The sequence below is a fragment of the Acetobacter farinalis genome, assembly GCF_011516935.1.
In the GTDB taxonomy this organism is placed as follows: domain Bacteria; phylum Pseudomonadota; class Alphaproteobacteria; order Acetobacterales; family Acetobacteraceae; genus Acetobacter; species Acetobacter farinalis.
Genome location: NZ_WOTF01000002.1, coordinates 17,510 through 29,339 on the forward strand (window position 1 = coordinate 17,510; position 11,830 = coordinate 29,339).

Genomic DNA, 11,830 nt, shown 5'->3' on the forward strand with positions numbered 1-11,830 from the left:
TAAACCTGTCCGGTGCCTTGAGGGATTATCCTCAGAACCCGGAAGACCCTGCGTCGATTTCAGCACGCACGGACAGGATCTTCTCCTGAAGCACGTCCAGACGCGAGATATCGTTCTTGTCGGCTTTGTCCCAGACCTCTGTCAGAGCTTCGAGCTGGGCTGTGGCGTTATCAATGGAGATCGCGCTCACAGGCTTGGCTTCATCGGCCAGAATGGTGCAGCGGGTTGCTGTCATGTCCGCAAAGCCACCACCGACGAAATAACGATCCGTCACGGTGTCATTTTCGTACAGTGAGACAACACCGCCACGCAGCAGAAGCATCATGGGGGCCCGTTCGGGCATGGCGGCGATATCACCTTCCATACCCGGCATGACCACCATATCTACTTCACGCGACACCAGAACCTTTTCAGGGCTGATGATCTCGATCTGGATCGGCATGAATGCTGTTCCTTCCCGGAACCGGCTGTTAGACCGATTCCCTCATTTTTTCTGCCTTGGCAACGGCTTCTTCAATCGTGCCAACCATGTAGAACGCTGCTTCCGGCAGATCATCATACTCACCGGCACAGATCGCCTTGAAGGAGCGAACCGTATCTGCCACGGAAACCAGCTTGCCCGGTGCACCCGTGAAGACTTCCGCCACATGGAACGGCTGGGACAGGAAGCGCTGGATGCGGCGTGCACGGGCCACAATCAGCTTATCGTCTTCAGACAGTTCATCCATCCCCAGAATGGCGATGATGTCCTGCAGGGACTTGTAGGTCTGCAGGATACGCTGCACGTCACGCGCCACGTTGTAATGCTCTTCACCCACAATAGCCGGGTCCAGAGAGCGGGACGTGGAGTCCAGCGGGTCAACAGCCGGGTAGATGCCCATTTCAGCAATGGAGCGGTTCAGCACGGTTGTTGCATCAAGATGGGCGAAGGTTGCCGCCGGAGCCGGATCGGTCAAGTCATCCGCAGGGACATACACGGCCTGAACGGACGTAATGGAGCCCTTCTTGGTGGACGTAATACGTTCCTGAAGCGCACCCATTTCCGTTGCCAGTGTCGGCTGATAGCCCACGGCGGACGGGATACGGCCCAGCAGAGCGGACACTTCAGAGCCCGCCTGCGTGAAGCGGAAGATGTTGTCCACGAAGAACAGCACGTCCTGGCTTTCTTCATCACGGAAGTATTCAGCCAGCGTCAGGCCGGAAAGTGCAACGCGGGCACGGGCACCCGGGGGTTCGTTCATCTGACCGAACACCAGCGCCACTTTGGAGCCTTCGGTGTTGTTGTTCTCGTCCAGCTTGATAACGCCGGCATCCTGCATTTCGTAATACAGGTCGTTCCCTTCACGGGTACGTTCACCAACACCGGCAAACACGGACACGCCGCCGTGTGCCTTTGCAATGTTGTTGATGAGTTCCTGAATAATAACGGTCTTGCCCACGCCGGCGCCACCGAACAGGCCGACCTTACCGCCCTTGAGGTACGGGCAGAGAAGGTCAACGACCTTGATGCCTGTCATCAGGATTTCAGATGCTGCGGCCTGCTCTTCAAAAGAAGGGGCATCGCGGTGGATGGGCGCACGGCGCGCCGTGACAATCGGACCTTTTTCGTCAATCGGTTCACCGATGACGTTCAGGATACGGCCGAGCGTCTCGGGGCCGACAGGAACAGAAATCTGCGTGCCGGTATCGGACACTTCTGCACCGCGGACCAGACCATCTGTGGTGTCCATGGCAATGCAGCGCACTTCGTGCTCGCCAATTTCCTGGGCCACTTCAAGCACCAGTGTCTGTTCACCCAGCTTGACGTGAAGGGCGTTGAGAATTTTCGGCAGTTCACCTTCGAACTGCACGTCAACAACCGGCCCTCTGATCTCGGTGATGCGGCCAACAGAATTGGTCTTCGTGGCCGCAGGGGCCTGGGTCTGGGTTGTGGTATCCGACATGGGTCAGCTCCTGCGGGGCAAACGAGCGGGCTCAGACAGCCTGTGCGCCCGAGATGATTTCGATCAGTTCGTTAGTAATATTGGTCTGGCGGGTCCGATTATAGACCTTGCTCAGACTGTCGATAGTCCGGCCTGCATTGCGCGTGGCGTTATCCATGGCCGTCATGCGGGCGCCGTTCTCACCTGCGGCTGTTTCCAGCAGCGAAGCGTAGATCTGAACCTGCAGATTTCGCGGAAGGAGCATTGCCAGCAGCGTTGCTTCATCCGGTTCAAATTCATACTGCGCGACATCTTCAGCCGTGGTGGAGGCGGCATCGGCTTTTGCCACGACATCATCCATCACCATGGGCACAAGCTGCTGGCATGCCGGAACCTGCGTCATCGCGTTTCTGAACTTGTTGAACACAAGCGTGCAAACATCGATCTCGCCAGCTTCCAGCAGCGCATTGATCTTGTCACCAAGATCGCTCGCCACAGAAAACGGTACGTCCTTCCCGCTGAACCCGGTCACCTTATCAACAATCAGGTCCGCATAATCGCGGGTGAAGAAGCTCAGGGCACGGCGGCCAACCGGCAGCAGTTTGACGGTTTTGCCTTCTGCCTGAAGCTTCTTGATCGTCTGAAGTGTCAGCCGGTTCACGTTGGAGTTGAAGCCACCGCACAGACCACGATCACTGCTGATCGGGATCAGCAGATGAATCTTGTCCTGCCCCGTTCCGGCCAGAAGACGCGGCGCACCCTCTTCCCCCTTGGTGGCAGCAGCAAGTTCACCCAGCATCCGCCGCATAGCGGCGGCATACGGACGAGCAGCCTCAGCACTGGCCTGGGCGCGGCGCAATTTTGCGGCCGCGACCATTTTCATCGCGCTGGTGATCTTCCGAGTCGACTTGATACTTCCGATACGGGCGCGGAGTTCCTTGAGGGAAGCCATGGATGGGTCCTGCTCCTCAGCCGCCGAAGTTGCGGTTGAAGGTGGTCAGATATTCCGTCAGGCGGGCTTCAGTTTCTTTCGAAATCTGCTGCTCTTTTCTGATGCTTGCCAGAATATCTTTTCCACCGTTCGGCAGATCGGCCAGAAGAGCGTGCTCCCAGGCCACAACCTTATCGACCGCGATCCCGTCAATAAAGCCACGGGTTCCGGCGAACAGCACAATAACTTGTTCTTCAACCGTCAGCGGGGAAGACTGGGGCTGCTTGAGCAGTTCAACCAGACGGGCACCGCGGGCAAGCTGCTTCTGCGTTGCGGCATCCAGATCGGATGCGAACTGGGAGAAGGCGGCCATTTCACGATACTGGGCCAGTTCCAGCTTGATCTTGCCGGCAACCTGCTTCATCGCCTTGATCTGCGCGGCGGAGCCAACGCGGGACACGGAGCCACCAACGTTCACAGCCGGACGGATACCACGGTAGAACAGATCGGTCTCAAGGAAGATCTGCCCGTCCGTGATGGAGATCACGTTGGTCGGGATGTAGGCGGAAACGTCACCAGCCTGCGTCTCGATAACCGGCAGAGCCGTGAGAGAGCCACCGCCATGAGCGTCAGACATTTTCGCGGCGCGTTCCAGCAGGCGGGAGTGCAGGTAGAACACGTCACCCGGGTACGCTTCACGGCCCGGCGGGCGGCGCAGCAGCAGGGACATCTGGCGGTACGCCACAGCCTGCTTGGACAGATCGTCATAGCAGATCAGGGCATGCATGCCGTTGTCACGGAAATATTCACCCATGGCGCAGGCGGCGTACGGTGCCAGATACTGCAGGGGAGCCGGATCAGAGGCAGTCGCGGCGACAACGATGGAGTATTTCATCGCGCCTTTTTCTTCCAGCAGACGCACGAGCTGTGCGACCGTGGAGCGCTTCTGCCCGACTGCAACGTAGATGCAGTAGAGAGACTTTTTGTCGTCGCCTTCGTCATTGATGGTTTTCTGGGCGAGGATCGTGTCGGTCAGAATGGTCGTCTTGCCGGTCTGACGGTCACCAATCACCAGTTCACGCTGGCCGCGCCCGACGGGCACGAGGGCATCAATGGCTTTGATGCCTGTCTGCATCGGCTCGCTGACGGACTGGCGCGGCATGATGCCCGGAGCCTTGACTTCAGCGCGACGCATTTCGACGTTGGTCAGCGGACCCTTGCCGTCGATCGGGTTGCCCAGACCGTCCACAACGCGGCCCAGCAGGCCTTTCCCTGTGGGGACTTCAACCACAACGCCGGAGCGGGAGACGGTGTCCCCTTCGCGGATGTTGGTGTCATCACCAAAAATAACGATACCGACGTTATCGCTCTCAAGGTTCAGCGCCATGCCTTTCTGGCCGGAACCCGGGAATTCCACGAGTTCACCAGCCATCACATGCTGCAGGCCGAACACACGGGCAATACCGTCTCCAACGGACAGGACAGTGCCGGTTTCGACAACATCGGACTCTTTGTCGAACGAAGCAATCTGCTGCTTGAGGATATCCGAAATCTCTGCGGGACGGATTTCCATCACGCGGCTCCCTTCATGGCGTAGTGCAAACGAAACAGGCGGGTCTGAAGACTGGCGTCATAAAGCTTTGCCCCGACACGGACGACAAGGCCGCCGAGCAGGCTGGAATCGACACGCTCACGAATAGTGATACGGGAATAACCGGCCTCGGCCAGGCGAACCTGAAGCTGGGCGCGCTGCGTGGTTGTGAGCGGCTGGGCAGACGTAACGTCCGCCACCACTTCACCACGGCGGGCGGAAGCGAGGGCATCGATGGCTGCCAGAATCTGCCGCAAGGCAGGCAGACGACGGTTGTCAGCAACAACACCCACAAAATTCCGGAGAGTCGGGCAAAAACCCTGTGCGTCCAGCACGGCCAGAACAGCCTTGCGGGAGACACGGATATCAAGCCGCCGATCATCCAGAACAGTGCGCAATGGCGCACTTTCATCGATCAGGCGGGCAAGTGCCGCACATTCATCAAGCACTGCATCCAGCTGCTGCTGTTCCGCTGCAAGCTCATAAAGCGCAGTTGCATAACGGCCTTCAAGACCGTTGGGAGCAAAAGCAACCGGTTGTGCTGTCGTTACGCCCGAGGCCACCACTCTTTAGGCTCTTTCCTTCTGTGCGCGCCGGCATTCCACGTCATGACTCCACCTCTGGCTTTACGAAGCCACAAGCATGCGTCGGCGCGGCCTCTAGCATGCTGACATCCACCACGCAACCGGCAGGCTCTGCCAAAAATTGCCAGCCATGCCGCTTTTCTCCCACCGGGCACGCCCGATGTGCTTCCTGCGCCACGGAAACCTCCTTACGGATGCCGTCCGGCTTGCAATCCCGCGCACACATGATGTGTGCGCGGGCGCGAAAAAATCTTTCAAAAAATAATTTCATTCCCTGAATGAGCAGGCAAAAATCTTTCGGCCGCTCCGCCCCTTCGCCAGACCAGCCGGACGCACACCGCGAATCCACCCCCACCCCGCCTTGCCATTACCGGCATTACTCCGACCGGCATTCCCCCTTGGCATACAGAGGCCACACACGGCACGGTCCTCCTGAAGAGGGAGAGCAAAAAGCCCCTGTCCTGCATCTTTTGACCCCGCATGCGTACGGAGCCACGCGCAGCCTGATGGCACACGGAGGAACACACGGGCACGCAGGACAACGCACAGCTATGCCGCTTGTAAAAAAACATAAATTTTTGGGAAATTTTTGGAGCGGACGGAGGGAATCGAACCCTCCTCGGTAGCTTGGAAGGCTACAGCATTACCACTATGCTACGCCCGCGCTCTGAAAAACCTCTTACCCTCAAACCGGCGCGCTTCGCAACCCCCTCACAAATGAACTTTTTTAACCCTTCTTTTCGTATTCTGACACGATATCGCGTTCTGCCTCTTGACTTTAGGCTCACAACATATTTTGTTCCGCCTCCTGCAAGGGCCGCGTATGGGTGGTCAGGCTGACGGGTTTCCGTTATACCTGCTTTCCGCGTCGGCTTGTCGCACTGCAGGGGTGTAGCTCAATTGGCTAGAGCGCCGGTCTCCAAAACCGGAGGTTGTGGGTTCGAGACCCTCCACCCCTGCCAGACAACACTGGCTGGAAAGCCTCGCAGGCACTGCGGCGTTTTCTGACAGAAAAATATTCAGGCTGCGCGTCTGTCCGCTCGAATCGGACCGGGCAGCGGAGAGAGGATAGTTCGTGTCGGTCAGTCCCGGTAAGTTTCTGCGTGATGTACGAGCCGAGGCCGAGCGGGTCACATGGCCGTCCCGGCGTGCCACTTTCGTTACCACGGGTGCGGTTCTTGCCATGGCAGGGCTGGCGTCTGTTTTCTTTTTTGTCGTTGACCAGCTGATTGGTCTCGGCGTGCGTCAATTGTTCGGGCTGGGAGGCTGAGGAAACGACATGGCCAAACGTTGGTACGTGGTCCACGTCTATTCGGGCTTCGAGAAGAAAATCGCCCAGCATATTCGCGAACAGGCAGAACAGAAGGGTCTTGCGGACCACATTGACGAAATTCTGGTTCCTTCAGAAGAAGTCATTGAAATGCGTCGCGGCCAGAAAGTGAATGCTGAACGCAAGTTCTTCCCCGGCTATGTGCTGGTGAAGATGGAAATGACGGATGAGTCCTGGCATCTGGTGAAAGATACCCCGAAAGTCACGGGTTTTCTTGGCACCAAAAACCGCCCGACCCCGATTTCCGCAGCGGAAGCTGAACGGATCATCAAGCAGGCCGAGGATGGCATCCAGCATCCGCGTTCTGCCGTGACCTTTGAAATTGGTGAACAGATCCGCGTTGCGGATGGTCCGTTTACCTCCTTCAACGGTGTGATTGAAGAAGTTGATGAAGAGAAGGGACGCCTGAAAGTCAGCGTTTCCATCTTCGGGCGTTCAACCCCGGTCGATCTGGAATATGGTCAGGTTGAAAAACTCTGATCCTGTGATGACCCGGACCTGAATGATTGCAAAAAGAGGCGCCTTCGGGTTGCCTCTTTTTTTATTGCCTGCTTTTTATTCCCCGGTCTTCCTGAACCCTGCCCGGCGCGGTGCGTTCTTCTTTAAAAGGAGCCGCAAGACCAAACCGCGATAGAACATGGCTCACCCTTGAAATTTTCAGTCGTATTTTGCTAAGTTTTTGTTATTTTCGGAACATTATTCCGTACACCCCGCTCGATACTCCCTGCTCATGCGGGCGATATTCTATGTCTCACCACGTTTGAAGGGTCTGTAATGCCACACACCTCCGTCCCTCACCTTCGGGGAATGTCCCTGTTGAATGATGCCAGCCAGAATAAAGGCACTGCCTTTACGGCTGAAGAACGACGGCAGTACGGGCTGGAAGGCCTGCTTCCCTCTCATGTGGAAAGTCTGGACCGGCAGGAAGAGCGTATTCACCGGCATCTGGAAGCCAAGCCCAGTGACCTTGAGCGCTATATCTATCTGAGCGGACTGCGGGACCAGAGTGAAACCCTGTATTACCGGGTTCTGATGTCCAACCCCGCCAAATATGTTCCCATTGTTTATGCACCAACGCTGGGGGCTGTCTGCCAGCAGTTCAGCCATATCTACCGCCGCCCCCGGGGCATGTATATCAGCCTTGAGATGAAGGGCCGGATAGAAGAGGTTCTGCGCAACTGGCCGGTGGAGGACGTCCGCGTGATCTGCGTGACAACCGGCGGCCGGATTCTCGGGCTGGGCGATATCGGCGTGAACGGGATGGGCATCCCCATTGGCAAGCTGGATCTCTACACAGCCTGTGGCGCTGTGCCCCCTGAAACCCTGCTGCCCATCCAGCTTGATATTGGCACCACCAACAGCGCCCTGCGCGCGGACCCGCTTTATCTGGGTCTGCGGCGCGAACCGCCCGCGCTGGACGTGCTGGACGAGTTTGTGGAAGAATTCGTGCAGGCTGTGCAGACTGTTTTCCCGCGCTGCTGCCTGCATTTTGAAGACTGGAAAGGCACGGATGCCATCCGGTATCTTGAAAAATACTTTCCGCGCATCCGCTGTTATAATGATGATATTCAGGGTACCGCAGCCGTAACACTGGCTGGCCTGATTACGGCGCTGCGTATTAAAAACGAGCCTCTTTCCAGTCAGCGCGTGCTTTTCCTTGGCGCAGGCTCGTCCGGTCTCGGCATTGCCGACATGCTGGTGACTGCCATGCAGAGGGAAGGGCTTTCGGAACAAGAGGCCATCAGCCGCATGACGCTGATGGATGTGGATGGTCTTCTGGAGGCATCCCGCACAGACCTTTCTCCGCAGCAGGCCCGCTATGCCAAGGACATGCCGCCCTCGCGTGATCTGCTGGCCATGGTGAAAGCCGTCAAACCGAGTATTCTGATCGGTGTCTCCACCTGTGGCGGTGCCTTCACGCAGGAGGTGGTGGAGGAAATGGCCGCGCTGAACGAGCGCCCGATTATCTTCGCGCTCTCCCTGCCTGACAAAAACAGCGAATGCACGGCAGAGCAGGCCTACACATGGTCAAACGGGCAGGCACTGTTTGCCGCCGGCCTGCAATACCCCGCCGTAACCCTGAACGAGAGAACCTTCTACCCCGGGCAGGCCAATAATTTTTACATCTTCCCGGCTCTGGGTCTGGCTGTTTATGCCACCTGCCCGGACCTGATTACCGATGATATGGTGATCAAGGCCGCCAGCGCGCTGGCGGATCAGGTAGACCCGGCGGCACAGGAGCGCGGGCGGTTGTTCCCGCCGCAGAGCGAGATTCTGGAAGTGTCCATCACCTCTGCCACGCGCATTGCGGAATTTATTTTCGATCAGGGTGCCGCCACGGTGCCGCGCCCGCAGGATATCCGGGCATGGATTGAAAGTCTGGTCTACACACCGCACTATCACGCTCAGGACGCCCTTTAAAAACCCGCTACAGGGGCCGAGAAGAGGCTCCTTGGCTGGCAGACCAGTATACGAGCGTGCCCGGTGTGAGGCGCCCAATGCACGATGCCCCGTGCGGGGCGCCCGCTGCCGGGGAGGCAGAAACAAAAAAGCCGGACCTCACATGTGGGGTCCGGCTTTTTCCTTTTTTCAGTCCAACGCCGAAGGATGGGAAAACGTCTCACCCCCTGTCGGCTTTTAGTGATCACAAAGACGTATAGCCGCAGCCTTCACACCGTGAACCCGAAGACACGGCCATAAAACGCCAGCTCTTCTTCCAGCGCTTTCCGGATGGTGGCTTCCTGACGGAAACCGTGCCCTTCACCGGGAAACTCATGCAGGGTGCAGGGCGTACCCACGGCCTGCAGGGCGCGGGCCATGGCATGTGCCTGACCGGGAGGAACAACCTTGTCTTCCGACCCTTGCAGCAGCAGAACCGAGGCCTTGATGTTCTCCGCCACGGAGAGGGGAGAGCGGGCCAGATAAACCGCCTCTGCCTCCGGCCAGGGGCCAATCAGCCCGTCCAGATAGCGGGCCTCGAATTTATGGGTCTCCTGCGCCAGCGCCCTCAGGTCTGTCACACCATACAGGCTGACACCCGCGGCAAACAGATCCGATTCGGCAAGGGCCACCAGCACCGTCATACCCCCCGCGCTGGAACCGCGAATGGCCAGACGCCGCGGGTCTACCCGCCCGGTGGCCACCATATGGCGGCAGGCGGCAAGACAATCCGCTACGTCCACCACACCCCACGCCCCTTTCAGCCGCTCACGCCATGCACGCCCGAACCCGGTGGAACCCCCGTAATTGACATCCAGCACCGCGAAGCCGCGTGAGGTCCACCACTGCACCTTGAAGGAAAATCCTTCCTGCGCACGGGCTGTCGGGCCGCCATGCACCTGCACGATCATGGGGGGCAGCGTGCCGTCCGGCACACAGGCCCGGCTGTTGGCAGGTGGGTAGAACAGTGCGTGCCCCTGAAGCCCGTCTTCCCCCGGCACCGGAAAACGAATGGTTTCGGCGCGAGAAATATCGGCCGGGGCAAGATCCAGCGGGGCCGCACGCTGAAGCACCTGTTCCACACCGTGCGCGGCTGTTCCCACCACAACCGCAGGCAGACCATCATCCGGGGACTCAAGCCATGCAAACCGCCCATCCTCCAGCGGCACCGGGCACTGCTCCGGCTGCGCGGCAAAAGGCTGCGTCTGGCCCTCTGCGGAGACCCGCAGACACCGGGTGCGGCCATCCCGCACAGCCAGAACCAGACAGGCCCCGCCCGGCAGGGGCTGGTAACTCCGCTGACCGAACACCCATGCGGGCTGGCCAATCTCCCCCTCCGGCATGGCGCAGGGCATCAACTGAGGAGGAGAGTGCTGAAACAGAGCCTCCCACACCGTCCAGCATCCGGCGCGGTCCGAGAGTGCCAGCAGGCGGCCCTCTTCCGTCCAGCGCGGTTCCAGCACCGATTCGCGCTGCTCTACCCCTGCCAGAGTCTGTTTGTTTTCCAGCGCCGTGACGCGCCCTTCCGCATCCCGCACCACCTTCGCCAGACACAGGCGTGTGGCATCCCACGGCATATCCGGGTGCTGCCACTCCACCCACGCCATGTACGCTCCATCCGGAGAGAGCGAGGGAGAAGAGAGAAAATCCGGCCCGCTATACAGCACGGATTCCTCGGCCTGCATGCCGCCTGCCGGGAGCTTCAGCGCGACCAGCGCGGCTTTGGCCTCCCCGCTGCCACGTTGGTCTTCCCGCACGGCCAGAACGGTTGTGGCTGCCGGGTCAAACCGCAGGTCCGCATAGCGCACGTCCTCCCCCTGCGTAAGCCGCACAGGCTCCGCCCCAGGATGTGGCACCAGCCAGACAGCTCCTGTCTGTTTGTCCGAAAAGGCTATGCGCCCCGCCCGCGCCGCATAGGCACCCCCGCCATATTCATGCACACGGGTTGCAACATCAAAGCGGGACGGCACGGCTTCCGCCACCTCCTGCCCTTCTGCCCACCGCATCAGGGCGGAGCGGCCTTTTTCCGCAGGGCGACGCTCCAGCCAGAAAACCGTGCCACCATCCGTGCTCACTTCGGAAAGGGAGAGTGTCTTGCCCGCCACCAGCGCCGCCGTCACACGGGAAGGCCATGTGCCACAGGCCAGAGGCTCCGCTTGCCCGGCAGGCAGGATGGAGGAAGAGGGATCGGACATTTCATACACTCCCGAACAAACTGATACCGTCATCGCACCGCGCATCCTGCACAGGGTTATCGGCTCTTTCCGTGCGCAGGGCTAACACTCTACAGGCTTGCAGTACCATGTCCCGCTCCAGTCGTCTTCTTGATCTCATTCAGGCGTTGCGCCGCCGCCGCAGGCCGGTGCCCGCCGCCATTCTGGCGCGCGAGCTTGGTGTTTCGCTTCGTACTGTCTATCGCGATATCGCCACTCTGGTTGGTCAGGGAACCCCCATCGAGGGGGAGGCGGGCATGGGATATGTCCTGAAGCCCGGCTTTCTGCTCCCGCCCCTCATGTTCTCCGAAACCGAGCTGGATGCCCTGCTTCTGGGCCTGCATCTGACCTTGGAGCGGGGGGATGCCGAGATCAAACAGGCGGCCCGCGACGTTATCGCCAAGATTTCCGCCGTTCTGCCCGACCAGTTTGCGGATGAAGCCGAAACCAGCGGCATGCTGGCAGGCCCGATGCCCCATGAGGCCTCACCCCATCTGACCCTGATCCGTCAGGCAATGCGGCATGAGATCAAGCTTCGTCTCGCCTATACCGACAAGAAGGGGGATGCGACGCAGCGCATCGTGTGGCCTGTTGCCATCGGCTTTTTCGAGGCCGCAGAGGTTCTGGCGGCATGGTGCGAAGCCCGTCAGGATTTTCGCCATTTCCGGCTGGATCGCATCAACAGTCTGGAGGTCACGAGCGAGCGCTTTCCGCGCCGCCGCCGCGTTCTGCTCGCGGAGTGGCGCATGAAGACAGGGATAGACAGGCCGTATTGATCACTGCTGACAGAAACTGACACGGGCAGGCGCTAACAGGAGGG

10 protein-coding genes and 2 tRNA genes are annotated in these 11,830 nt (G+C 59.3%); 5 read left to right on the forward strand and 7 right to left on the reverse strand.

Going from position 1 to position 11,830, the window contains the following annotated elements; all coding sequences use genetic code 11:
• Nucleotides 1-31 precede the first annotated feature (31 nt).
• From atpC to GOB82_RS03585, 6 genes are all read right to left on the reverse strand, one after another.
• Nucleotides 32-442, reverse strand: a complete 411-nt coding sequence (gene atpC, locus GOB82_RS03560; protein WP_166119796.1) for an ATP synthase F1 subunit epsilon — start codon at nt 440-442, stop codon at nt 32-34.
• A 28-nt stretch (nt 443-470) separates the two neighbouring features.
• Nucleotides 471-1,943, reverse strand: coding sequence for a F0F1 ATP synthase subunit beta (gene atpD / locus GOB82_RS03565; RefSeq protein ID WP_166119798.1), 1,473 nt, complete (start codon nt 1,941-1,943; stop codon nt 471-473).
• 31 nt (nt 1,944-1,974) lie between these two features.
• Complete coding sequence (locus tag GOB82_RS03570; protein WP_166119801.1) at nt 1,975-2,874, reverse strand: F0F1 ATP synthase subunit gamma; 900 nt, start codon at nt 2,872-2,874, stop codon at nt 1,975-1,977.
• A gap of 16 nt (nt 2,875-2,890) precedes the next feature.
• Nucleotides 2,891-4,426: a F0F1 ATP synthase subunit alpha gene (atpA, locus tag GOB82_RS03575; protein WP_166119803.1), complete on the reverse strand. Its 1,536-nt coding sequence runs from the start codon at nt 4,424-4,426 to the stop codon at nt 2,891-2,893.
• Complete coding sequence (gene atpH / locus GOB82_RS03580) at nt 4,426-5,010, reverse strand: ATP synthase F1 subunit delta (protein WP_166119806.1); 585 nt, start codon at nt 5,008-5,010, stop codon at nt 4,426-4,428. Before atpH ends, atpA begins: the two co-directional genes overlap by 1 nt.
• A 608-nt stretch (nt 5,011-5,618) precedes the next feature.
• Nucleotides 5,619-5,692 (reverse strand) — tRNA-Gly (locus GOB82_RS03585).
• 221 nt (nt 5,693-5,913) lie between these two features.
• On the opposite strand from GOB82_RS03585, the gene GOB82_RS03590 reads away from it, so the two are divergent.
• From GOB82_RS03590 to GOB82_RS03605, 4 genes are all read left to right on the forward strand, one after another.
• A tRNA-Trp gene (locus GOB82_RS03590) sits at nt 5,914-5,990 on the forward strand.
• A gap of 113 nt (nt 5,991-6,103) precedes the next feature.
• Nucleotides 6,104-6,298: a preprotein translocase subunit SecE gene (secE, locus tag GOB82_RS03595; protein WP_166119808.1), complete on the forward strand. Its 195-nt coding sequence runs from the start codon at nt 6,104-6,106 to the stop codon at nt 6,296-6,298.
• Nucleotides 6,299-6,307: 9 nt separating this feature from the next.
• Nucleotides 6,308-6,838, forward strand: a complete 531-nt coding sequence (nusG, locus tag GOB82_RS03600; protein WP_166119811.1) for a transcription termination/antitermination protein NusG — start codon at nt 6,308-6,310, stop codon at nt 6,836-6,838.
• 294 nt (nt 6,839-7,132) lie between these two features.
• Nucleotides 7,133-8,779, forward strand: coding sequence for an NAD-dependent malic enzyme (locus GOB82_RS03605; protein ID WP_166119813.1), 1,647 nt, complete (start codon nt 7,133-7,135; stop codon nt 8,777-8,779).
• A gap of 248 nt (nt 8,780-9,027) precedes the next feature.
• Here GOB82_RS03605 and GOB82_RS03610 read toward each other — a convergent pair whose 3' ends face one another.
• Nucleotides 9,028-10,992 carry a prolyl oligopeptidase family serine peptidase gene (locus GOB82_RS03610; protein ID WP_166119815.1) on the reverse strand — a complete coding sequence of 655 codons (1,965 nt, stop codon included), beginning with the start codon at nt 10,990-10,992 and terminating at the stop codon, nt 9,028-9,030.
• A 107-nt stretch (nt 10,993-11,099) separates the two neighbouring features.
• On the opposite strand from GOB82_RS03610, the gene GOB82_RS03615 reads away from it, so the two are divergent.
• Nucleotides 11,100-11,786, forward strand: coding sequence for a helix-turn-helix transcriptional regulator (locus GOB82_RS03615; RefSeq protein WP_166119818.1), 687 nt, complete (start codon nt 11,100-11,102; stop codon nt 11,784-11,786).
• Nucleotides 11,787-11,830 lie beyond the last annotated feature (44 nt).